22 protein-coding genes, 1 tRNA gene and 2 riboswitches are annotated in these 22620 nt (G+C 38.9%); of the genes, 9 read left to right on the plus strand and 14 right to left on the minus strand.

From position 1 onward, the window contains the following. Positions 1 to 21: 21 nt before the first annotated feature. The 5 genes from ACZBKJ_RS05875 to ACZBKJ_RS05895 all read right to left on the minus strand — a co-directional run bounded on the left by ACZBKJ_RS05875 (position 22) and on the right by ACZBKJ_RS05895 (position 3423). The gene (locus ACZBKJ_RS05875; RefSeq protein ID WP_463200019.1) at positions 22 to 663 is read right to left on the minus strand and encodes a FixH family protein; all 642 of its coding nucleotides are present in this window, start codon (positions 661 to 663) and stop codon (positions 22 to 24) included. A gap of 73 nt (positions 664 to 736) precedes the next feature. Further along, positions 737 to 1399, minus strand: coding sequence for a Smr/MutS family protein (locus ACZBKJ_RS05880; RefSeq protein ID WP_463200020.1), 663 nt, complete (start codon positions 1397 to 1399; stop codon positions 737 to 739). 46 nt (positions 1400 to 1445) lie between these two features. Further along, positions 1446 to 2537: a 3-deoxy-7-phosphoheptulonate synthase gene (locus ACZBKJ_RS05885; RefSeq protein WP_463200021.1), complete on the minus strand. Its 1092-nt coding sequence runs from the start codon at positions 2535 to 2537 to the stop codon at positions 1446 to 1448. A gap of 80 nt (positions 2538 to 2617) precedes the next feature. Next, a complete protein-coding gene (locus ACZBKJ_RS05890; protein WP_463200022.1) occupies positions 2618 to 2992 on the minus strand; it encodes a rhodanese-like domain-containing protein in 375 nt (124 codons plus the stop codon). Between the two features lie 95 nt (positions 2993 to 3087). Further along, the gene (locus ACZBKJ_RS05895; protein WP_463200023.1) at positions 3088 to 3423 is read right to left on the minus strand and encodes a carboxymuconolactone decarboxylase family protein; all 336 of its coding nucleotides are present in this window, start codon (positions 3421 to 3423) and stop codon (positions 3088 to 3090) included. Between the two features lie 137 nt (positions 3424 to 3560). On the opposite strand from ACZBKJ_RS05895, the gene ACZBKJ_RS05900 reads away from it, so the two are divergent. Then, a tRNA-Ser gene (locus ACZBKJ_RS05900) sits at positions 3561 to 3651 on the plus strand. Between the two features lie 165 nt (positions 3652 to 3816). Here ACZBKJ_RS05900 and rplI read toward each other — a convergent pair. The 5 genes from rplI to ACZBKJ_RS05925 form a co-directional block, all read right to left on the minus strand. After that, positions 3817 to 4296: a 50S ribosomal protein L9 gene (gene rplI, locus ACZBKJ_RS05905; RefSeq protein ID WP_463200024.1), complete on the minus strand. Its 480-nt coding sequence runs from the start codon at positions 4294 to 4296 to the stop codon at positions 3817 to 3819. Between the two features lie 18 nt (positions 4297 to 4314). After that, a complete protein-coding gene (rpsR, locus tag ACZBKJ_RS05910; protein ID WP_463200025.1) occupies positions 4315 to 4542 on the minus strand; it encodes a 30S ribosomal protein S18 in 228 nt (75 codons plus the stop codon). A gap of 18 nt (positions 4543 to 4560) precedes the next feature. Further along, positions 4561 to 4956, minus strand: coding sequence for a 30S ribosomal protein S6 (gene rpsF, locus ACZBKJ_RS05915; RefSeq protein ID WP_463200026.1), 396 nt, complete (start codon positions 4954 to 4956; stop codon positions 4561 to 4563). A 144-nt stretch (positions 4957 to 5100) separates the two neighbouring features. Further along, positions 5101 to 5589: a hypothetical protein gene (locus ACZBKJ_RS05920; protein ID WP_463200027.1), complete on the minus strand. Its 489-nt coding sequence runs from the start codon at positions 5587 to 5589 to the stop codon at positions 5101 to 5103. Positions 5590 to 5704: 115 nt separating this feature from the next. Then, positions 5705 to 6025 carry a YcgL domain-containing protein gene (locus ACZBKJ_RS05925; protein WP_463200028.1) on the minus strand — a complete coding sequence of 107 codons (321 nt, stop codon included), beginning with the start codon at positions 6023 to 6025 and terminating at the stop codon, positions 5705 to 5707. Between the two features lie 72 nt (positions 6026 to 6097). Continuing rightward, positions 6098 to 6202, plus strand: a riboswitch (glycine riboswitch). Positions 6203 to 6243: 41 nt separating this feature from the next. Then, positions 6244 to 6369: riboswitch (glycine riboswitch) on the plus strand. 59 nt (positions 6370 to 6428) lie between these two features. Here ACZBKJ_RS05925 and gcvT point away from each other — a divergent pair. The 6 genes from gcvT to gcvP all read left to right on the plus strand — a co-directional run bounded on the left by gcvT (position 6429) and on the right by gcvP (position 14038). Then, a complete protein-coding gene (gene gcvT, locus ACZBKJ_RS05930; RefSeq protein WP_463200030.1) occupies positions 6429 to 7544 on the plus strand; it encodes a glycine cleavage system aminomethyltransferase GcvT in 1116 nt (371 codons plus the stop codon). Between the two features lie 28 nt (positions 7545 to 7572). After that, entirely contained in the window at positions 7573 to 8049 is a 477-nt protein-coding gene (locus ACZBKJ_RS05935) for a hypothetical protein (RefSeq protein WP_463200031.1), read from the plus strand. Positions 8050 to 8740: 691 nt separating this feature from the next. Next, positions 8741 to 10183 (plus strand): aldehyde dehydrogenase, encoded by a 1443-nt coding sequence (gene aldA / locus ACZBKJ_RS05940; protein ID WP_463200032.1) that lies wholly within the window; start codon positions 8741 to 8743, stop codon positions 10181 to 10183. 80 nt (positions 10184 to 10263) lie between these two features. Then, positions 10264 to 10644, plus strand: a complete 381-nt coding sequence (gene gcvH / locus ACZBKJ_RS05945) for a glycine cleavage system protein GcvH (RefSeq protein ID WP_463200033.1) — start codon at positions 10264 to 10266, stop codon at positions 10642 to 10644. Positions 10645 to 10778: 134 nt separating this feature from the next. After that, positions 10779 to 11186 (plus strand): RDD family protein, encoded by a 408-nt coding sequence (locus ACZBKJ_RS05950; protein WP_463200034.1) that lies wholly within the window; start codon positions 10779 to 10781, stop codon positions 11184 to 11186. After that, on the plus strand, positions 11183 to 14038 hold the full coding sequence (gcvP, locus tag ACZBKJ_RS05955) for an aminomethyl-transferring glycine dehydrogenase (protein WP_463200035.1): 2856 nt from the start codon (positions 11183 to 11185) through the stop codon (positions 14036 to 14038). The genes ACZBKJ_RS05950 and gcvP overlap by 4 nt, the downstream gene beginning before the upstream one ends. A 91-nt stretch (positions 14039 to 14129) precedes the next feature. Here the strand turns inward: gcvP and efp are convergent, their stop codons facing one another. Then, a complete protein-coding gene (gene efp / locus ACZBKJ_RS05960) occupies positions 14130 to 14699 on the minus strand; it encodes an elongation factor P (RefSeq protein ID WP_463200036.1) in 570 nt (189 codons plus the stop codon). Between the two features lie 177 nt (positions 14700 to 14876). Between efp and epmB the strand changes: the two genes are divergently transcribed. Both epmB and ACZBKJ_RS05970 read left to right on the plus strand, forming a co-directional pair. Further along, a complete protein-coding gene (gene epmB, locus ACZBKJ_RS05965; protein WP_463200037.1) occupies positions 14877 to 15905 on the plus strand; it encodes an EF-P beta-lysylation protein EpmB in 1029 nt (342 codons plus the stop codon). A 47-nt stretch (positions 15906 to 15952) separates the two neighbouring features. After that, entirely contained in the window at positions 15953 to 17746 is a 1794-nt protein-coding gene (locus tag ACZBKJ_RS05970) for an aminopeptidase P family protein (protein ID WP_463200038.1), read from the plus strand. 24 nt (positions 17747 to 17770) lie between these two features. On the opposite strand, the gene ACZBKJ_RS05975 is transcribed toward ACZBKJ_RS05970, so the two are convergent. Genes ACZBKJ_RS05975 through ACZBKJ_RS05985 form a run of 3 tightly spaced genes read right to left on the minus strand, consistent with a single transcriptional unit; the run spans position 17771 to position 22611 of the window. Further along, positions 17771 to 18196 (minus strand): type IV pilin protein, encoded by a 426-nt coding sequence (locus ACZBKJ_RS05975; protein ID WP_463200039.1) that lies wholly within the window; start codon positions 18194 to 18196, stop codon positions 17771 to 17773. Beyond that, a complete protein-coding gene (locus tag ACZBKJ_RS05980) occupies positions 18190 to 18681 on the minus strand; it encodes a type IV pilin protein (RefSeq protein ID WP_463200040.1) in 492 nt (163 codons plus the stop codon). The genes ACZBKJ_RS05975 and ACZBKJ_RS05980 overlap by 7 nt, the downstream gene beginning before the upstream one ends. 36 nt (positions 18682 to 18717) lie before the next feature. After that, positions 18718 to 22611 carry a pilus assembly protein gene (locus tag ACZBKJ_RS05985; RefSeq protein WP_463200041.1) on the minus strand — a complete coding sequence of 1298 codons (3894 nt, stop codon included), beginning with the start codon at positions 22609 to 22611 and terminating at the stop codon, positions 18718 to 18720. Between the last annotated feature and the right edge of the window lie 9 nt (positions 22612 to 22620).

Genomic DNA, 22620 nt, shown 5'->3' on the forward strand with positions numbered 1-22620 from the left:
CCCATGTAAATTGGGCATATTTTAATTGTTTTGTTCAGCGTGATTTTTTGTGTCATGATTGGGCGTGGCGTTAAAACGTTTATTTCTTTGGTCAGGTAATGTTTGATTAACTTCGTCAAAAGCTGATAGTGGCTGAAATATCACATTTTGAGCAGGAAGTTTTTGGACTTGAGTAAGTCGCCAAGCATGTTGATCATCATTGATATTAATGTAATATTTTGTACGGATTTCATTGAAATTTAATGCAATTTTACCTTGATACAAATTATCTTTAATACGTGTTAGAGTAAAGTCATGGTCTTTTTTAGGGTCGGTAGCGTGTGAGATGCGCACGGATAGATTGTTGGAAAATGCATCAGAATCAACAGGCTTAGCAAAATTAAGTTCAAAAGTAACTACATCACCATCAAAACGCATTACGCCATGTGCTCCTAAATCATGAGCTAGCTGGTCTTTTGACGCATCTTGATACAGCGTTTTACCATCCATATACCAATCATCGCGCACAGTAGCATCTTTATGTTTGACTGAAAAAAATACAAAAAAGATACAAGCAACTACCACTACAGCAGGCAAACCAATGACAAATATAGCAACCATATAGTTTTTATACCAAGGAGCGGAAGTTTTAATTACTGATGAAGTGGAATTTTGCGTAGCCATAGGAAAATTATAATAAAATTTATTTATTCTAACATAATTTTACAAGTTTTTTTGTCAATAATGCTGTCAATAATTAAACGATACTGTTATGCTGTGATTTTTTACGTTTTAATAATACCAAGACTGCACCCGTACCGCCATCATTGCTCGGTGCAGACACAAAAGCCAACACATTATCCATTTGTCTAAGCCAGCCATTAACACATGTTTTAAGAATGGCATCAATTCCTTTACCATGCACAATTTTGACCACTGTTTCATCATTTTGTATCGCGTCATTTATCAAAGTTAAAACAGCATCGCGGGCTTCATCAATGGTTGAACCATGCAAATCCACGGCATTATACCAATGAAATTTACCCTGCTTTAACTGTTCAAAAACTTTATTTTGCAATGTAGGATTTTTATAACTTAAAAAAGCATCGCCAGATACAGGATTCAATAAAGCTTGCATATCAGACAATTTATTGGTCATTACTTCTTTAGTACCAGTCGCAGCAGCTCGACGCAACAAGGTGTTTGGGTCATCTTTTAAAGATTGTTTAGTAACAGTTTTTTCATGTTTTAAAGGCGTAACACCCATCATTGCCTGAGCAAATAGTGTGCTGTCATCTGGGTTTTGCAATTTAGCCGCTTTAACTTTAACTGTTTGAGCAGTTTTTGCTTTTTGCTCTTTTTTAAGTTCTTGCAATTGATTTTGCAATTCTTTGGATAATAGATTTTTAAAGGTTGCCATAATTGATTAAAAATAAAAAAAGGGTGTAAACACCCTTTTGGTTTAATTAACGATTTGCCAAATGATTTTTGACACCCTTAGCAAAAGCTCGTAATGCTTCAACAGTGCTATCCCAATCTAAACAGCCATCCGTTACTGATTTACCATACTCAAGTTGAGATAAATCACTTGGGATATTTTGACGACCGCCTTTTAAATGACTTTCAATCATCAGTCCCATAATGGATTTATTGCCGTTTTGAATTTGGCTAGCAATATTTTGAATCACCATAGGTTGCAAATATGGGTCTTTACCCGAATTGGCATGACTGGCATCCACCATAATTTTGCCACTGGTATTGCTTTTAACCAATGCGTCTTCAGTAGCTTTAATGGCATTTTCATCGTAGTTAGGCTTGTCATTGCCACCACGCAGCACTACATGAGCGTATTGATTGCCTTTGGATTTGATAATACAAACTTGACCTTCATCAGAAAGACCTAAAAAGCTATGACCCGACTGTACCGCTTGCATGGCATTCACCGCAACCGTCATACTACCATCGGTGCCGTTTTTAAAACCAACAGGACAAGACAAACCAGAACTCATTTCACGATGTGTCTGACTTTCGGTTGTACGCGCACCAATTGCCGACCAACTAATCAAATCTTGGATATACTGTGGAGTATTGGGGTCAAGAGCCTCGGTAGCACATGGCAAGCCTTTTTCATTTAATTCAAGCAATAGCTTCCTTGCCATCCCTAGCCCTTTTTCAATGTCAAAACTGTCGTTCATGTCTGGGTCATTGATAAGACCTTTCCAACCCGTAGTAGTACGGGGTTTTTCAAAATAGACACGCATCACGATAAATAGTTCATCTGACAACTCTTCTGCCAAAACTTTTAACTTATCTGCATATTCATGCGCAGCTTTGGTGTCGTGTATGGAGCAAGGTCCTACGACAACCAAAATACGTTTGTCTTTACCATCTAAGATATTTTGCACAACACTTCTGCCCTGCAAAACGGTTTGATAGGCTTGTTGAGATAAAGGATATTTGGTTTTTAAAGCTTTTGGAGTAATCAGAGGGATAAATTTTTCAATATTCACGTCGTCAATATCATGATGGTGTGTTACAGTATGGGGTGTTTGGCTCATAGCTAGCCCTTATCTATCAAAGGTGGCATTTATAAAAATGCCTATTATGCACAAAACACCCCAATTTGACAAGTAGTTACCTATTGATAACCTTTTTTACGTAAGTCTTCATAACCACCTTGATTAACAACATTTTGATACCCCAAATCTGTCAAGGTTTTTTTGGCAATCTCAGCACGTCGACCACTTCGGCAATATAGATTAATTTTTGTACTCTTATTAGGTACCAATTGGGCAATTTTACCGCCAATTTCTTCATGTGGAATATGAAGTGCATTTTGCAAATGCCCCGAATCAAATTCTTCCTTGCTACGCACATCAATCCAAACTTCAGATTGGTTTTGAGTGACAGTTTCGGTATGCGTTTCTTGGTTGGTGGTTTGGGTGGATTCTTTGCTCTGACAAGCGCTCACAAGCAAAAACACAGCAAACAAAGGTAAAATAACTTTTTTCATTAAAAAATTCTCACTAAGAAATGCAGTTGATGAATAATCACAAAATCAAAATCGTAGTCAAGCACCACAATAAGTAACTACAACTATTTGATTTATCAACGTTGAGCTTTAACCGCTTCAATAGCGCGCAGTGAATAGGTATAAGCAGCACCAGCATTTAAAGCGATGGCGGTCGCCAAAGCAGCGGCAACTTCATCATCGCTAGCGCCAGCTTTTACAGCAGCTTCAGCATGTACGCTAATGCAGCTTTCACAGCGAGTTGTTACAGCAACTGCCAAAGAAATCAATTCGCGAGTTTTATCATCCAACACACTACTATCAATTGCTTGAGTTAGCGCACCATAAGCCTTTAGCATCTTTGGACGCTCAGCACCAAGCTCTTTAAATGCAGCTTTCACATCTTGAGTATGTGTTTGCCAATCTTGAAACATAATGACCTCTCAACTTAAATAAAGTTAATCAAAAAACAGTTGAATTTTAGCACATCTTAAAATAACAATTGTACAATAAAACTGATAATATAATTTTGCATAATTGATAAAACTCTGCTACAATACCCCAAAATTTTGGTGAAGTGGCTGAGTGGTTGAAAGCGCACGCCTGGAAAGTGTGTATACGTTAATAGCGTATCAAGGGTTCAAATCCCTTCTTCACCGCCAGACTTTAAAGCCCTCTAAATTATTTTAGGGGGTTTTATTTTGTCATTTTAAATATCATTATTTATAATAAATTAAATCAATTCAATCCATTAAGATTAAAACAATAATTAATTAAAAACCCCTAACAAAAAGTTAGGGGTTAGATGAGTCTAAACCTAATAAGATTTATGCTTCATCTTCATCTGTTGTAGCTTGTGCATCTTCAGATAGAATAGTTACCAAAATGTCTGCGCTGATGTCGTGATGCAATTGAATGGTAACTTTGTATTCACCCACTTGACGGAATGAACCTTCTGGCAATTTCACTTCAACACGGTCTACAGGCAATCCTGATTTAGTCAAAGCATCAGCAATATCACGAGTGCCAATTGAACCAAATAGCTTACCTTCATCACCAACTTTAGCACGCATAATAACATTAACATCTGCCAATGCTTCGGCCCGCGCTTTGGCTTCTGCCAATTCTTTGGCTTCAATTGCTTCAAGCTCAGCACGACGAGCCTCAAATTTAGCAAGGTTTGCTTCATTTGCTGGCAACGCTTTGCCTTGTGGGATTAGGTAGTTACGACCGTAACCTGCTTTTACATCAACGGTTTCGCCAAGTTTGCCAAGATTAACGACACGCTGTAATAAAATAACTTGCATGATTTTTCTCCGTTAAACTTACTTGTGATTGTCAGTGTAAGGCAATAATGCCAAATAACGAGCTTGCTTAATGGCAACAGCTAGCTGACGTTGGTATTTGGTTGAAGTACCAGTGATGCGGCTAGGAACAATTTTGCCATTTTCGCTGATGTATTGTCTTAATAAATCCAGTTCTTTATAATCAATATGGGTAATGCCTTCAGCAGTGAAACGGCAAAACTTACGACGACGATAAAAACGTGCCATGATAATCTCCTTAGTTAATTATTCATCAGCAGCTTCGCTTTCGCTTTCGCTGCGAATTTCATTGCGACGACTGTCTTTGCGTTTGCGCTTTTCTTCAGCTTCTTTTTTTAATGGAGAATCTTCAGTAATTGCGGCATCACGGCGGATAATCAAGCTACGAATAATCGCATCATTATATTTAAACAACTCTTCTAATTGAGCCAAAGTTGCTTCATTACATTCAATATTTAATAGAACATAATGAGCTTTATGGATTTTGTTAATTGGGTAAGCCAATTGGCGACGACCCCAATCTTCCAAACGATGGTTAGTACCGCCATTTTCTTCAACGATTGAGCGGTATTTAGTTACCATATCAGCAACTTGGTTACTTTGGTCTGGATGAACCAACAGTACCACTTCATAATGTCTCATAAGGACTCCCTACGGATTAAAACAGCCATTATTTATATAATGGCAAGGAGAAAAATAATTTTGATTAAAAATTCATCAAAACTAATTAACAAGTCGCTGATTATACCACAGCTTTTTTATAAAAAAAAGCAGTTCCATGGTAAATTATGATTTCTCTTTTTCAAGCTCTAAGGCTAATTGCCGTTTTTGTTCTTGAATTTCAGCAAGCTCTTTGGCTTTGGCTGCTTTTTGTTCTATCAAACTTTTAATCAATTGCCAAGCCGCATTTAGTAATAACAAACATACAAAAACCGTTAAAATTGGCAGCGATAAGGTAGCAGCTCCTGAATAATCCTTCATCAGAATACTATACGCCACACCTGCAACTGCTGGTGCCATCTGCCCAGAACCTAGCAATGTATCACCTGGCGCTAATAATAACGCTGCTGCAAACAGCCAAATGCCTGTTAAAAAACTGTGCAAACAACGGGGCAACATACGAATGATAAACCATAGTGACAATAAAGCAATAACTGAAGCACCAACATAAGTATAAAGTTGCAATTGATCATCAGCAATGCCTTCGGTAAGTTGGCTCCACCAAACCATGGCTTCTGCCGCCATCTCACTTAAAGAATCAAGAGATATATTCATTAACCAGTGCATAAGTCATTACCAAAAATAAAACGAGTCATTGTAACATATTTTTGCTTTTTACCACTTTGATGTTACAAAAAACCATCAGTTGCCCATTAGAATATTGTTTATATCAGTCGTATTTTTTATCTTGTAAGGCTTTAGCTTTAGTAAGAGCTTGAGCAGCCAAAATATCGGCGGGCGGCGCTTGTACATAATAGCCCTGTTCTGCCAATTTTTGACGGACATCGCAAATATCAGCCCGTGCCAGCTTTTCTCTACTTGCCAAATCTAGATGCATCACAAATTGCCCCAAACCCAATTTTTGACGCAACTCTTTAGGCAGAACACCCAACCAATCTTTGATTTGATTTGTATCATTTGGATAATCAGGGCGAGCAATATATACATACCAATCATCATTTTTGGGAAATTTATAAATGTCACAATGCATAAATCAGACCTAATTGTTAAAAAGTTAAAATTTTACTTGTAAATTTTATCATTATTTCTCATAATAGAGACGTTGATTTTTTCAGGAGAGTGCATTTTATGGCATTAATGCCTAAAATGACACCGAAGGCGCAAACCTACCCTACAATCGCTCAGGTAAAAGGACTGAAAAAATTTATGATAAATCAGCCATTTGTTGGAAAAATGGTCTTTTATTATCAATACAAATCTGGAGAGTGGCAGCTTTTGCTCACCGAAGGGAAGAAAACCATTTTAGCTACTTTTTTTACAGTTATGCTTTTTTGATGGTTGAAAATCTCAGGTTAAAAGGACAGATGGGGTGCTAAAAATTAATTGTCATTGAAATTTGTTGGCATATTTTTGCACATTTATAAGGATTTATTATGAGCACCCAAGACAACACTCCCAAACGCACACCTTTTTATCAAGCCCATCTAGATGCCAATGCCAAAATGGTTGATTTTGCAGGATGGGAGCTTCCTATTAATTATGGTTCACAAATTGCCGAACATGAAGCCGTTCGTACTGATGCGGGCATGTTTGATGTCTCACACATGCTGGTTACTGACGTAACAGGCGAACACGCAAAAGCCTTTTTTCAAAAACTGCTTGCCAATGATGTTGCTAAATTGTCCTTTGTTGGCAAAGCCCTATACTCCGCCCTACTCAATGATAATGGTGGCGTGATAGATGATTTAATCGTTTATCGCATGAACGAAGCAGAAACCGCTTATCGTATCGTCTCTAATGGAGCAACTCGCGAAAAAGATTTGGCACAGTTTGGCAAAATTGCCACAGACTTTGGCGTAACACTCACGCCACGTTATGATTTAGCAATGATTGCCATTCAAGGTCCAAAAGCCACTCAAAAACTACTTTCCATCAAAGCTGACTGGACAGACACAGTCAATGGTTTAAAGCCCTTTGTTGGAGCAGATTTGGGTGATGATTGGTTTGTGGCTCGCACAGGTTATACTGGCGAAGATGGCGTGGAAGTGATTTTGCCAAGCGACCAAGCAGTAACGTTTTTTGACGAGCTGATCAAAGCAGGTATACAGCCCTGTGGTCTTGGATCAAGAGACACGTTGCGTATGGAAGCAGGCATGAACCTATACGGCAACGACATGGATGATGACACCAGCCCGCTGGAAGCTGGCATGGCATGGACGGTGGATTTAAAAGACGAAAGCCGTGATTTTGTTGGTAAATCTGCCCTAGTCGCCCTAAAAGCAGACGGCGTCAAAGTCAAACAAGTAGGCTTACTACAAACGGGTAAAGGTGGCGTCTTGCGTAGTGGCATGGAAGTCGTAACAGATGCAGGCAATGGCATGATCACCAGTGGCGTATTCTCCCCAAGTCTTAACCAATCAATCGCCATTGCCCGAGTACCCACTGACTTTACAGGCGATACCGCCAAAGTCATCATGCGTGGCAAAGAAGTGGATGTGCGTGTGCTAAAACTGCCATTTGTAAGAAACGGTAAAAAGCAATTTGATTGATTTTAATCGGCTTTCATAAGGAGAGATTATGTCTAAACTCAAAATGTTAGTAGTGCTTGGTTGCATTCTTGCGTGCCAATCATCTTTTGCCAAATCTGAAATTTTATTACAGCCCAGTAATGAGCAACGTCAAGCGGTTAAATCAGCCTTTATGTCATCAGATAATGCTCAAATTCGCACTGCAATTAATGAAGCAAGGCATAACATAGAGACATTAGCAATTAATGCGTCATGTTCTATGGGTTACTACATTCAAGGCATCGCTTCCATTCGATCACCTAATGTACAAGCCCAAGTGAATTTATGGAGTCCAACCAATGGCATGCAATATATTACACATGACAAATGCCTAAATGTTGTGCGTATTGGAAATTGGTCTATGCCAACTAAAAACGCTCTAAATTTTAACATTATTTATGAATCTGCCCAATCAGGTGAAAATAAATCCACACATATAGAAATGATTAAACAGGACGGGCAATGGTTGGTGCTTAGTCATTTATAAGTTTTGACACAAAAATATGATTGAGACATCTTACAAAGATACTAAATCATGCAAGATATTGATTTTTAAAAAAATACAATGAAAAAAAGAAATTGCCATTAACCAAGATGCTCACGGATGAATGATTTAAGTCTAACCATCATTCATTTATTACACGCCATGAGAGTAAAACCATCTGCCATTTTTGCCAATGATTTTGTAGAAAGTTTTAATTTAATCTGGAAAATCCAAGTTTAAATGAAAAAACCCAAAACTTAACTCATCTTCAAGATGATGGTTGTATTCAAATTGATAACTTTGAATATGAAAGTTGGTTTATTGGCAATAAAGAATATGTATTTTTTATGCCGCAAGGCAAGAAACCATCAAATTAGCAATTAAACATAGTAAGGGTTGATTTGATGATTGCACAATACAAACAGCCCAAAACTGGCAACCTATTTATTGAAAAAGCCATTTGACGGTTTTTATATCAAAGAAAGAATGAAACAGCGAGCTTTTGCTGTATTTTGATGGCATTTTGCCAAAGTATTGTAAAAGATTGGGCTTTAACGCTAAATTTATTAGTTTTAAGTAATCTTGCCAGTTTAAAACAGAGTAATAAAAATTGTATGTTAAACTGTCAAATGTCAGAGATGACAAAAAGTAGTCTATACCCAAAACAGAGTTTTAACCCAAACGAGGAGTATGCATGATGAAATCTTTAAGTATGTATATCAATGGTACGTTTGATACCAACTTTACAGGCGAGTACACCGACGTGCTAAACCCTGCCACTGAAGAAGTGATTGCCAAAGAACCACTTGGCACTGCCGATGATGTCAATCGTGCCGTAGAAGCTGCTTATGCCGCTCAACCTGCTTGGGAGCGTTTGCCTGCGGTGGAGCGTGGGGCATATTTGCACAAAATCGCTGACGGTATTCGTGCCAGAGCTGACGAGTTGACCGCAACCATCGTTGCCGAAGGTGGCAAAACCCGTGATTTAGCACGCATTGAAGTGATGTTTACTGCCGATTATTTGGATTATCAAGCCGAATGGGCAAGACGCTATGAAGGTGAGATTTTGCAAAGCGACCGCCCACGTGAAAACATCTTTTTGTTTAAGCGTCCTTTGGGGGTGATTGCTGGCATTTTGCCTTGGAATTTTCCATTTTTCTTAATCGCTCGCAAAATGGGACCTGCCTTGGTAACGGGCAATACCATTGTGATTAAACCAAGTAGCTTTACGCCCATCAACTGCCAAATTTTTAGCGAAATCGTTGATGGCGTGGGCTTGCCTTCTGGTGTCTTTAACGTAGTTAATGGCGATAATCAAACAGGCAGTCATTTGGCAGGACACCCAAAAGTCGCCATGGTCAGCCTAACTGGCTCAGTGCGTGCAGGTCAAGAAGTGATGGCAACCGCTGCTCCAAACATCACCAAAGTTTCGCTAGAATTGGGTGGTAAAGCCCCCGCCATTGTGCTAAAAGACGCTGATTTAGATTTGGCAGTAAAATCCATTCTAGCATCTCGTGTGGGTAATACAGGGCAAATCTGCAACTGTGCTGAGCGCGTTTATGTGCATTCAAGCATCAAAGACGCCTTTACCACCAAGATGATGGATGCCATGAAGGCTGTACGCTATGGCAACCCAAGCGAAGCTGGCAAAGGTGAGCTTGATATGGGTCCACTCATCAATGAACAAGCTGCCCAAACGGTAGAAGCCAAAGTGGCTCGTGCGATTGAACAAGGGGCAACTTTGCTGATGGGTGGTAAACGTGCCAAAGGCAAGGGCTATTTCTTTGAGCCAACTGTTTTGGTAGATGTCAATAACAGCATGGACATCATGAAAAACGAAACCTTTGGTCCTGTGTTGCCAATTGCTACTTTTGAAAGCTTGGACGAAGTTATCGCCCTTGCTAACGACTGCGACTATGGCTTGACCAGCTCAGTTTATACCAACAATCTCAACGAAGCCTTTTATGTGACTCGCCGTCTACAATTTGGCGAAACTTACATCAACCGTGAAAACTTTGAAGCCATGCAAGGCTTTCATGCTGGTTGGAAAAAGTCAGGTATTGGCGGTGCGGACGGCAAACATGGTCTAGAAGAATACCTACAAACACAGATGGTCTATTTAGAAACCAATATTTAAGTTTAACATTCAAGCACTTTGTGTTTAAAAGTGCTTGCTTGACTCCCTATTTTTAATAACAAACTCACTAGGAGACGCCCATGAGTAACATTCCAAATGATTTAAAATACGTTGCTAGTCACGAATGGCTAAAACGCGAAGAAGACGGCATTATCACCGTTGGCATTACTGACCACGCACAAGATTTATTGGGTGATGTGGTTTTTGTGGAGTTGCCCGAAGTTGGTCGTGGTGTAGCAGTTGATGAAGAAGTTGCCGTTGTAGAATCAGTAAAAGCAGCTTCTGATGTTTACGCTCCAATCGCTGGTGAGATTGTACAGATTAATGAAGAATTGGTGGATAATCCAGAACTTGCCAACGAAGACCCATATGGCAAAGCATGGTTCTTTAAAATCAAACCTGCCAATCCTGCCGACTATGATGGTTTGATGAACGCAGAAGAGTACGAAAGTTCACTATAAGCCTTAACTGAAATAAGGGTGAAATGATTTTTTACCCTTATTTTTGGTAAATATCAGTGGTTTTTCAATTTATGTTTTAGTAGCGCACTAAAACACTTGAGCGTTTAGTGTGATTTACGCACCTGTAATAAATTATGTTGCAACTGGCTTCAATTCATAAAAGAATTATTGCTTATATTATTGATGCTGTGTTACTTATAATCATTGCAGTTTTATTTTCATTTTTATCAGATTTTATAAGCATTGAATATGATTATTTTTTTAAATTTTGTTTAATTTTATTTTTATTAGGTGATACATTTCATGGTCAAAGTATTGGAAAACGCCTACTAAAAATACAAATAGTAAATTTCAAAACACAAAAACCAACGGGATTTATTATTTCCGTTGTTAGAAACTTGATTTGTTTACTAAATTTCACTTTAATCTTTGCTGCCATCAATTATATATTATTTGTATATTACTATAGAAATTTATCAGATTTTTTAACTGGTACTTGTGTTATAGAAAACCAACCTTCAATCTCAAAGGATAAACAATGAGTGATTTAACCTTTTCCGATTTGTTCAACCAAAACGCCTTTGTGGAACGCCACCTTGGCACAGACCAAAACGACAAACAAGCCCTATTAAATACCGTGGGCTTTAATGATTTGGAAAGTTTCATTGATGCGGTTGTTCCAAAAACTGTGCGATTAAACAAAGAATTAGACCTACCTAAGGCTATCAGCGAACACAATGCTCTTAGCAAGTTACGTAGTATGGCAGACAATATTACAGTTTCAAAAAGCTATATTGGGCAAGGCTACGCTCCCACTCGCTTACCTGCGGTTATCCAGCGTAACGTGTTAGAAAATCCTGGTTGGTACACCGCTTACACCCCTTATCAAGCCGAAATTGCCCAAGGTCGTTTAGAAGCCTTGTTAAATTTTCAGCAAATGTGCATTGATTTAACTGGCATGGATTTGGCAGGAGCAAGTCTGCTTGATGAGGCTACCGCTGCTGCTGAAGCGATGAGCATGGCAAAACGGGTCAGCAAATCCAAATCCAATGCGTTTTTTGTTGATAGCCGCACTTACCCTCAAACTTTAGATGTCATCAAAACTCGCGCCAAATATTTTGGATTTGATGTAATTGTTGACGAATTGGATGCGATTAAAGCTGGCGAATATTTTGGGGCATATTTTCAATATGTTGGCAAAGATGGCGACGTGGTAGATTTAACCGATGCTATTGCCACTGCTAAAGAAAATGGCGCATACGCGATCGTTGCAAGCGATATCTTAAGTCTTGTTTTGCTAAAATCCCCCGCCAGCATGGGGGCAGATATTGCTTTAGGTAGCACTCAACGTTTTGGCATCCCTATGGGTTTTGGCGGACCTCATGCAGCCTATTTTGCCTTTAAAGATAAAGACAAGCGTTCTGCCCCAGGTCGCATCATTGGCGTATCCAAAGACGCGCAAGGCAGCACCGCCCTACGTATGGCGCTACAAACTCGTGAACAGCATATCCGTCGCGAAAAAGCCAATTCAAACATTTGCACCAGTCAAGTGCTATTAGCCAATTTAGCAGGCATGTACGCCGTTTATCACGGTCCAAAAGGTGTAAAACGCATTGCCACTCGTATTCACGCCTTAGCAACTGCCTTTGCAAGTGCAGTCAAATCAGCAGGTTTTACCATAAAGCATGACGTGTTTTTTGATACTGTGTTGGTAGAATGTGGCGACAAAGCCCAAAGTATTTTTGAAAATGCCAAAGCTAAAGGCTACAACCTGTGGCAACATGGCAATGGTCAAATCTCAGTCGCTTTCCACGAACTCAGTGATGAAGCTGACTTTGCTGAGCTGTGTGAAATCTTTGGGGCAAAAGGCGAACTTAATGACGTACAAATTGCCTTGACAGACGCTCTATTGCGTAAAGATGAAATCCTAACACATCCTGTGTTCAATTCACACCATACCGAACACCAAATGCTACGCTACCTAAAATCACTAGAAGACAAAGATTTAGCAATGAATCGTTCTATGATTTCTTTAGGTTCTTGCACAATGAAACTTAACGCTACCAGTGAGATGTTACCCATCACTTGGGATGAATTTGCCAACGTTCATCCATTTGCTCCTAAAGATGAGGTGCAAGGTTATCTTGATATGATTGATAGCCTACAAACACAATTAAAGGCGATTACTGGTTTTGATGAAATTTCCATGCAACCTAATTCTGGCGCATCAGGGGAATACACTGGACTGTTAACCATTCGCCGTTATCACGAAAGTCGTAATGAGTCGCATCGCAATGTTTGCTTAATTCCTCGTTCAGCTCACGGTACAAACCCTGCCACCGCCCAAATGATGGGTATGAAAGTTGTAGTTGTGGCAACAGATGAATGTGGGAATGTGGATTTAACAGACTTACAAGCAAAATGTGAAGAACACTCTGCCAATCTTGGAGCGTTGATGATTACTTATCCATCAACACATGGCGTATTCGAGGAAGGCATTCGTGATATTTGCGACCTGATTCACAAGCATGGTGGGCAGGTGTATATGGATGGTGCAAATATGAATGCTCAAGTTGGGCTTATGCAGCCTGCAGATGTAGGCGCTGACGTACTACATATGAATCTGCATAAAACCTTTTGCATTCCGCACGGTGGCGGTGGTCCAGGTGTGGGACCAATTGGTTTAAAATCACATCTTGCGCCTTTTATTCCAAGCCATAGTGTCACTGGCGTCTTTAACGCAACAAATAATCAAACTGCTGTTTCAGCTGCCGCTTATGGTTCAGCAAGCATCTTGCCAATCTCATGGATGTATATCACCATGATGGGTCGAGACGGCTTAGTATCAGCAACCAAACAAGCTCTACTCAACGCCAACTACGTTGCCAAAAGTTTAGCTGATGACTATCCTGTGCTTTATACGGGTAAAAATGGTTTTGTGGCACATGAATGTATTATTGACATTCGCCCTTTAAAAGAAGAAACAGGCATCACGGAAACTGATATTGCTAAACGCCTTATGGATTATGGTTTTCACGCTCCAACCATGAGTTTTCCTGTGGCAGGTACTTTGATGATTGAACCCACAGAATCAGAAAGCAAAGCCGAATTAGACCGTTTTATCAGTGCTTTAAGACAAATCAAGCAAGAAGCTTTGCAAGTCAAAGCTGGTACAGATGGTTGGACTTCTGATAACAACCCACTTATCCATGCTCCACACACCCAAAATGTGATTGTTGGTGAATGGGATCGACCTTACAGCCGAGAAGTTGCCGCTTTCCCACTACCTTATGTTAAAGCGCATAAATTCTGGCCAAGTGTAGGGCGAGTGGATGACGTATATGGCGACAAGCATTTAATTTGTAGCTGTCCAAGTATTGATAATTACGAATAAAACTACTCATAAATAAAAAAAGCACCTAATTAATTAGGTGCTTTTTTTATTTACAAACCTACTAATAGATAATCTACTAACTACTAATAAATTATACACGGGATAAGTATTCGCCAGTACGTGTATCTACTTTGACTACTTCATCTTGTTGTACAAATAAAGGTACGCGCACTACTGCACCCGTTTCTAAACGAGCAGGTTTGCCGCCACCGCCCGAAGTATCGCCGCGTACGCCTGGGTCAGTTTCTACAATTTGTAATTCTACAAAGTTAGGGGCTGTTACAGATAATGGTGTACCATTAAATAATGTGATGGTGCACAGTGCATTTGAATTTTCTTTTAGCCACTGGGCAGCATCGCCCATTGCATTTTTATCCGCTTGTAACTGCTCAAACGTTTCAGGGTGCATAAAATGCCAAAATTCGCCATCATTATATAGATAGTTCATTTCGGTATCTACAACATCCGCCCCTTCTAGGGTGTCACCTGACTTAAAAGTTTGTTCTAACACCTTGCCAGTTTTTAAGTTACGCAGTTTAACACGGTTAAATGCCTGACCTTTACCAGGTTTAACGTATTCATTTTCTAAGATGGAACAAGGGTTGCCATCCAACATCACCTTTAAACCAGCTTTAAAATCATTGGTAGAAAAACTTGCCATGAAATTACCTTTTATCAAAAAATATAGTAAAATTATGTTTTTTCTTGCCTAAAAAAAGCAAGCAATTAACCGTTTATTCTAACAAATTTTACCAAAGCAAACAATAAGCCAAATCTTTTTACAAAAAATATTTGATAAAAAGATTTTAGTAAAATAATTTAATTACAAATATCAGCTATGACCCAACATTTTTTGATAAAACAACCAATCACAACCAGCAAACCACAAATATCTAACTGGCAAAATGAACTGCAAAATGCTATTTGTGATATTCATCAGCTTTGCCAGCTATTAGATATTGAGACGCCAACCAATTATCAACCTAATTTTCCCCTAAAAGCTCCTTTAGCATTTGTTCAAAAAATGCAAAAAGGCAACCCAAATGACCCCTTATTATTGCAAGTTTTGCCATCCATACAAGAAACACTACCAACTATCGGATACACTAATGACCCATTACATGAACATAGTCACAATCCTATTAAAGGGCTTTTACATAAATATCAAAGTCGGGTCTTAATTACCTTAACAGGTGTTTGTGCGATTAATTGTCGATACTGTTTTCGCCAGCATTTTGACTATGGGGTAAACCTGCCAACTAATACGGAAATTGGGGAAATTTATCAATATATTCAACATGATAACAAAATAAAAGAAGTGATTTTTAGCGGAGGCGACCCATTAAATCTTTCTAATCGGCGATTAAAAATATGGTTTGAAATGCTATCAAAATTGCCTCAAATTCAAACCATTCGTTTACATACACGCCTACCTGTTGTTTTAGCCTCTCGAATTGATGATGAACTGCTTGATTTATTCAAATCTTATCAAAAGAATATTGTTATGGTTTTACATATTAACCACCCACAAGAAATTGATAAAAATTTAAAAAAACAATGTCAATTATTAAAAGATGCCGGAGTAACCTTATTAAATCAAAGTGTATTATTAAAAAACATTAACGATGATGTACAAACCTTAATTCAATTAAGTTATGATTTATTTAATAATGGTATCATACCCTATTATTTACATATTTTAGATAAAGTAAATGGTGCAGCCCATTTTGATATACCTATAAAAAAAGCAATTAATATTTATTGGGAACTTTTAGAAAATTTATCAGGATATTTGGTGCCAAAGTTAGTACAAGAATTACCAGATAAACCTTATAAAACTCCAATTAATATTTATCAATTTTTATAATTGTATGACAAATATTTATTTTATCAATTTATTATCTAGGAAAATTTATGTCTGAGATTATCAAACAGCGTTTAAATCATTTGCGTATTTTTATGAAAAAACATCAAATTAATGCGCTTATCATTCCAAGTTCTGACCCACATATGTCAGAATATTTACCCAAATATTGGCAGGGTCGGCAATGGTTATCTGGATTTACTGGTTCTTTTGGCACATTATTAGTACTGGAAAATCAGGCTTTTTTATGGACTGATAGTCGCTATTGGATACAAGCCAATATTGAATTAAAAAATACTACCATTGAATTAAAAAAATATGGTGTGGACATTGACATGGTGGATTTTTTATCACAAAACCTACCCAATCATGCCAAAGTAGCCATTGATGGCAATGTTTTATCAGTAACTCAATATGAATGCTTTATACAAAATTTTTCTGATAAAAACATCGAATTGATTAGCGATTTGGATTTATTAAATGAAGTATGGCAAGATAGACCCCCACTACCCAATCAAAAAACCTACATTCATTCAAGTGATTTTATAGATGATAGTATAGAAAACAAACTTGCCAATATAAGATTTGAATTAAAAAAATCACAAGCAGATTTTCATTTAATTAGTAGTCTAGATGATATTGCTTGGATAACCAATTTACGCGGAAATGATATTGAATTTAATCCTGTCTTTTTGGCTTATTTATTTATCAGTGAAGACGAAACTATTTTATTTATTAATTCTGAAAAATTAGATAAAAAAACAACAGAACTATTAAATAATAACCGCATTCAAATAAAAGATTATTTTGATATTCAAGATTATTTATCTAACAAGCAATTTGATGGCGGCAATCTACTGATTGACCCCAATAAAACTGCCATTGGTACTTTAAAGCATTTATCTAAAAATACGGTTTTAACCAAACAAACCAATCCTAGTACTCTACTAAAAGCCATCAAAAACCCCAAAGCGCTCAAACACATTAAAAACTCCATGATATCAGATGGGGCAGCTTTGTGTGAATTTTTTGCTGAATTTGAACAACGATTACAAAATGGCGAGCGCTTATCCGAGCTTGATGTGGCTGATTTGCTTACTCAAAAACGTAGCCAAAAACCTTATTATGTTAGTGCCAGTTTTGATACCATTGCTGGTTTTGCTAAAAATGGTGCCATCGTTCACTATAAGGCTGACCATGATAACTTTTGTTATCTAGATGGTGATGGGCTGCTTTTGATTGACTCGGGCGCACAATACCAAAATGGTACTACAGACATCACTCGCATGATGGGCATTGGTGATATTAATTACCAACAAAAACAAGATGTTACAGACGTATTAAAAGCTCATATTGCGCTGGCTACTGCCTGTTTTCCAAAAGGCACATTAGCATCGGAGCTAGACGTCTTAGCACGGGTAAAACTTTGGCAAAAAGGCTTAGATTACGGACATAGTACAGGTCATGGTGTGGGTTATTTTTTAAACGTTCATGAAGGTCCACAATCCATCTCAAAAAACGCTCCAAGAACTTTAGAACGCACCATGAAAATCGGTATGGTTACCAGTAATGAGCCCGGGCTGTATCGTACAGACAAATGGGGTATACGCTTAGAAAATCTCATGGTGACAGTAGCGGCAAACAAAACAGAATTTGGTGAGTTTTTAACCTTTGAAACACTAACACTGTGTCCGTTTGATACTCGACTCATTTTAATAGAACAACTAAATAATGAAGAGAAGAAATGGCTCAATGATTATCATCAACTAGTGTATGATAAATTGCATGACAAAGTAGAAGGTCTTGCCAAGACATGGCTCACCGCTCGAACAAGACCCGTTTAATTTTAACTTTTAATTAACTTAATTTTACCAAGATGAATTGGCGGCAGTGAAGTTACACGCTGTACCGCCTTTTTCCCAGTATTTTTTCCCTTGACTGTTCAAACAAATCACCCCATCATTGGCTTGAGTTGTGCCAGTAATTGGTGTTGCTACTATCTCCCAAGCATTACCACCCGCCTCCACTTTTAGTGTTAAATTATATAAGGGTGAGCCGTTGCTTGGAAAGGTATTTTGACGCAAATAATGCTCCATACCCTTAAAACTGCGCTTTGCGGTTTGATAACGCTGAGCATCTTGTGCCATGCGCATCATTTCAGCCTGCATATCGCCACGTTTAGTTTTGCGAACGTATTCGGTATAATTCGGCAATGCAATCGCTGCTAAAATTGCAATGATTGCTACCACAATCATCATTTCAATCAAGGTGAAACCAAGTTGTTTTTTTACCATGGTTCTGACTCCGACCCACAATTTGTCCAATTTTCCACTTGATTATAAGTTTTAGTCTGGCAGCGCAGACCAGAACTGGTCATCAGAACATCGTAATTACGGTCATCAGCAGGAGTTCGCTCCGCTATCATCACCCAACCCAATCCAGAGGCATTGTCATCAGAAAGCAATTTGCTACCACCAGCATCTTTCAGCGTGATGGTATAACGAACATCTTGCGGCTTACCCACAGGTACAGTTAATGTACCTGTTGACTTATCAAAACTGGGGTAGATATAGGTTGGATCAAATTTTTTATAGCTAAAATTTTTCCCCTTAAAACGCTCAAGCTCACCTGCCAATACTTGCATTTCCTGCTTGGCAAGTGCAAGGCGCTGTCTGCGCGTATACTCTTGATAGCTTGGGGTGGCGATGGCGGCCATGATGGCGATAATCGCCACCACCACTACCATCTCCAATAACGTAAAACCAAGTTGTTTTTTCATCAAAATTTTTCCTTGCCAGTTCAATCATTCTAGCGATTAATTGGCTTTTGTTCTTGGTGTATCTTCATACCAACGAACAGGTTTATTGCTAATGCTAGATATTTCCTGCAAACAAGCTGGACTATTCTTATAAGCTGATTTTGTGCAATCCACTGTTGGAGAAACTGTGCCATAGGTATTAGCATTACTACTATCTTTGGCATTACCAGTTCCTGCCTGCACAATACCTACACCAAGCTTGAAACGGAATTTTGAACCATCTTCTGGATTGGTATTACCAACGACAGATTCACCCAAACGTTTGGTTGTTTCTTTGTTACACACCCCACCTGGCATACAAAATACTTCTTGGAAGCTTTCACCAATAATGCCCGCACTGCAGCTTGATTGTTCAACCGTACCACCCTCAGGAGTATAAGTACTAACAAACAAGAAGTTGTCTACAACACGAGGAGAACTGTAACCTTTTAGTCTACCATTGGCAGCAGTAAAGTAAAATTTCCAGCCTTGTACACCATCTGTTGCTTTTACTTCAGTATTGGTTGCACGTGTAACTTCTGTTAATTTATCCACACCTGCATCAGTTACACTTGGGGTAAAGCTGCTTTTTGCCATACCACGTTTTAAAACGTCACGATCAAAAATCACAAACAATCCATCTCTTGCACTTTCAGTATTAACTGCTAGTGGTGAACTTCTATTGCCAGAAGCAATGGAGATAACACCAAATTGACCGGTTACACCTTCTTGAGAATGCACAGATAAACTTGGGGTGTCATAAAAACGAGGTGATAATCCGCCTGGTTGATGTCCATTGTAAACACGTACCACACGAGTTGCCAATGATTTTGAATTGTCGCTGTGGTCATAACCATTATCCAAATCCACACGGAATACTTGACCACCCAAATCGCCAAAAATCAAATTATCCACCAAACCATCGTTATCACGGTCAAAGGTTGAAATGTTACTTACAACACTATACTGTAAGGCTGGATTATTGATTGAATGGGTAGCACCACTAGCTGTTGTATTAGGAGCGTATTTGCTAGACCACCATAACAAACTACCTGTATGAGCATCAAACATATACACACCTGCACCCGATGCCTGACCTGTGGTGTTAGCGGTTGCTTGGTCATATAAACGGTTTTCATAACCTGCATCATAACCACCACCCACAAACATCACCAGACGGCGCTGACCCTGCCATCTTACAAAACCAAGGACAGGTTTTGACCAGCTTTGACCCATGTAATATAGAGGTGTATTTGGTGCAGCAGATTCTGGTGCGATATGGAATTTTAATTTTGGAGCATCCACATTAGATAAATCTAGAGCGTAGTAACTTCGTCCGCCCATGCGCATACCACCATACACCCACTGCAATCCAAAACCACCAAGATTGGTAGAGGTTGCTGCCATATTGTTTGGGTCATTTACAGTAAATCCACCCGACTCCAATGCTTTGTATTGGGTATAAGCTGTCCACTGTCCATCCATGCCATAGTTCATAGAACCTAACGCTGTTTCAGCATCTTGGAAGTTTTGGCGATTATCAGGACGAGTTGTAGAACCTGTTATCATTTCCTGAGGAACAAAAGCAACTTTTTCCATCCCTGTTTGAGTATTAACTACATGAATCATGCCTTGAGTGCTGCCATACAACAAATAATCTTCACGACCGTCTGAAGTATTTAAACCACCACTATCACGCACAACTTTACCCGTTTGAGTTAAAATGATGGGCGTGGAGTGCAGCACTGCACCAACTTGTCTTAACTCTGGAATTGTTGGTAAGGCACTTTGTTCAACTGGTGTACCATTAACATCCACCCTATAACCCAAAGCATTCAACCAAGCATTACGATAAACCAAATTGCTTAATACCGCGTTACCACCATATAGGTTGTTTACAGTAACTTTAGTTAAAGGAGTATTTACACTTCTATCAGTGTTTGTAAATACCTGTCTTTGATTTTGACGTAATGGCAATTTGGAGGCCACACCAGCATCCCAATAGCCAGTAGCGCCAGAGTTAATAAATCCAGTGTCGTCAAACAAAGGATTGCCATCTTTACCTAAAATCTTTTGATTTTTAACAAGATACTTATTCATATCACCCGCCCAAAACCTATAACTTGAACCAACCTTGGGGGTGAATGTACCATAATAAGCATCATCCATATAACGAAGTGGATTTAATGGATTAACTGGAATAAATGGCTGACCTGTAACCACTTCAGGAATATCTGTAGTTATTTGACTAATAAAGGCATTAATACTATTAACCACATCTTCAGAACGGTTACCTGAATACCAACCGCCTTCTCCTTTAATTCCCCATCGAGCAAAGTTTAATGGACTATGAATTACGTCCACATAAGAACGTCTACCCCCATCAAAAGCAAGCAAAGTTGCCTCGCTAGGTAAAGTTCTGGCATAATCATCAATAGCTTTTAGGTTTTCTGTTTTTTTCTTATTGGAATCATAAGCAGGCGCAAAGATATAAGGACGACCAAAACCTACTGCTGCTGTTTTAAATTTAATACCATGAGGGTTTTTTGTGCCATCAAGCAAGGTTTCAGAAAATTTATGGATACATGTCCAGTCATCATCACCACAACTAAAACTTGAACCTTGGCTACCCAAAGCTAAACGCATCATACGCTCTTCGCCAGATAAAATAGATGGGGCACCATCTGAGAGCATATAAACACCCTGGCCATTACATACTCGCTCACGTTCAGGTTGAGTTAGAGATTCTGGAGCTTGATAAGTTTTTCTATCAGCTTTTTTGGCATCAAAACTAGAAAATGGAAAACCAGAACCTGAATAACCATAAGTAGGACTATAATAACCCCACAACATTCTGGCATTTGGCTGTTGAGCTGGTCGAAAATAGCTACTTAACAAGTTTTGAGGGATTGCCGTTGGATAGATAAAACTAGTGTCACCACTAATTGCGCCTCTAGGAGCTTCACTAGCATTAAATACCCATCTAGAACATATACCATTTGATTGCCAGGTTGCGCACCAGCGTTGAGCAAAAGACTGAGTATCTTGCATGTAGAGCTGACGCATGGTAACATCGTTTTCAAGAGTGGTTGTACCCATCATGTAGGATACAACTTCGGCATAGCTACGTGCGGTTGGCGTTGATGAATAAGCTCGGAAAATTTGTTCGTCTTTTAATAAATCTAATAAATGCTGGCGCTGGGTCTTACCATTGACCACTTCATCAAGCGGACGAGCAGGCACACGTACCGCTCCTGCGTCACGATAATATGGCTTATCTGGTGAGTTTAAAGGGTCGCCAGTTGGTGTCCATGGCTGACCATTTTGACGAGCAACAACTCCCAAAGTTGCAATACCAATGATTTTATCGCCGCTTAATCTTTCAATACCTTTGACTGGATTGCCAGCAAGTGTATCATATAGTGCCTCTTTTAATCGGCTCATGCGATCATAACAACGGTAAAATTGACTACCACTTGTACCCATTAAATTACAGCCTTGTGGGTCAGTAACCCACGCTCCTGGTGCTTGAGGGTAATAATAACGAGATCTAGCATAATAGTTGGCATTATTGACCTGATTTTTTGGAATATCACAAAAACTTCGACTATAAAGTTTGTTTCCACTGGCATCTACCACATTTTCAGTCTTAATTTTTCTACGGCTAGGATAGCCGCCGCCATAATAACAAGGATTGATGGCTTGAGAATACTGCAGTGCGTAATCCGTTAAAAATGCATCATCACCCATAGAACCTGAAATATCAATGGTTAACATTAGAGTGGTTTTGCCTTTAGTAGCCACCTGATAAATCTCGGTATCTGTTGCCTGAGCGATAGGAGTTGTTATTGCCATCATTGCCATTAATGTGCTAATGGATGCACATAGGGCTTTTAAGGATAATTTTTTCATGATTTGACT

The organism is Moraxella sp. I5G, assembly GCF_055193055.1.

Bases quoted from the DNA above. Each gene is read 5' to 3' on its own strand.
- ACZBKJ_RS05875 (WP_463200019.1), bottom strand. From the start codon at position 663: ATGGCTACGCAAAATTCCACTTCATCAGTAATTAAAACTTCCGCTCCT.
- ACZBKJ_RS05880 (WP_463200020.1), bottom strand. From the start codon at position 1,399: ATGGCAACCTTTAAAAATCTATTATCCAAAGAATTGCAAAATCAATTG.
- ACZBKJ_RS05885 (WP_463200021.1), bottom strand. From the start codon at position 2,537: ATGAGCCAAACACCCCATACTGTAACACACCATCATGATATTGACGAC.
- ACZBKJ_RS05890 (WP_463200022.1), bottom strand. From the start codon at position 2,992: ATGAAAAAAGTTATTTTACCTTTGTTTGCTGTGTTTTTGCTTGTGAGC.
- ACZBKJ_RS05895 (WP_463200023.1), bottom strand. From the start codon at position 3,423: ATGTTTCAAGATTGGCAAACACATACTCAAGATGTGAAAGCTGCATTT.
- rplI (WP_463200024.1), bottom strand. From the start codon at position 4,296: ATGCAAGTTATTTTATTACAGCGTGTCGTTAATCTTGGCAAACTTGGC.
- rpsR (WP_463200025.1), bottom strand. From the start codon at position 4,542: ATGGCACGTTTTTATCGTCGTCGTAAGTTTTGCCGTTTCACTGCTGAA.
- rpsF (WP_463200026.1), bottom strand. From the start codon at position 4,956: ATGAGACATTATGAAGTGGTACTGTTGGTTCATCCAGACCAAAGTAAC.
- ACZBKJ_RS05920 (WP_463200027.1), bottom strand. From the start codon at position 5,589: ATGAATATATCTCTTGATTCTTTAAGTGAGATGGCGGCAGAAGCCATG.
- ACZBKJ_RS05925 (WP_463200028.1), bottom strand. From the start codon at position 6,025: ATGCATTGTGACATTTATAAATTTCCCAAAAATGATGATTGGTATGTA.
- gcvT (WP_463200030.1), top strand. From the start codon at position 6,429: ATGAGCACCCAAGACAACACTCCCAAACGCACACCTTTTTATCAAGCC.
- ACZBKJ_RS05935 (WP_463200031.1), top strand. From the start codon at position 7,573: ATGTCTAAACTCAAAATGTTAGTAGTGCTTGGTTGCATTCTTGCGTGC.
- aldA (WP_463200032.1), top strand. From the start codon at position 8,741: ATGATGAAATCTTTAAGTATGTATATCAATGGTACGTTTGATACCAAC.
- gcvH (WP_463200033.1), top strand. From the start codon at position 10,264: ATGAGTAACATTCCAAATGATTTAAAATACGTTGCTAGTCACGAATGG.
- ACZBKJ_RS05950 (WP_463200034.1), top strand. From the start codon at position 10,779: ATGTTGCAACTGGCTTCAATTCATAAAAGAATTATTGCTTATATTATT.
- gcvP (WP_463200035.1), top strand. From the start codon at position 11,183: ATGAGTGATTTAACCTTTTCCGATTTGTTCAACCAAAACGCCTTTGTG.
- efp (WP_463200036.1), bottom strand. From the start codon at position 14,699: ATGGCAAGTTTTTCTACCAATGATTTTAAAGCTGGTTTAAAGGTGATG.
- epmB (WP_463200037.1), top strand. From the start codon at position 14,877: ATGACCCAACATTTTTTGATAAAACAACCAATCACAACCAGCAAACCA.
- ACZBKJ_RS05970 (WP_463200038.1), top strand. From the start codon at position 15,953: ATGTCTGAGATTATCAAACAGCGTTTAAATCATTTGCGTATTTTTATG.
- ACZBKJ_RS05975 (WP_463200039.1), bottom strand. From the start codon at position 18,196: ATGGTAAAAAAACAACTTGGTTTCACCTTGATTGAAATGATGATTGTG.
- ACZBKJ_RS05980 (WP_463200040.1), bottom strand. From the start codon at position 18,681: ATGAAAAAACAACTTGGTTTTACGTTATTGGAGATGGTAGTGGTGGTG.
- ACZBKJ_RS05985 (WP_463200041.1), bottom strand. From the start codon at position 22,611: ATGAAAAAATTATCCTTAAAAGCCCTATGTGCATCCATTAGCACATTA.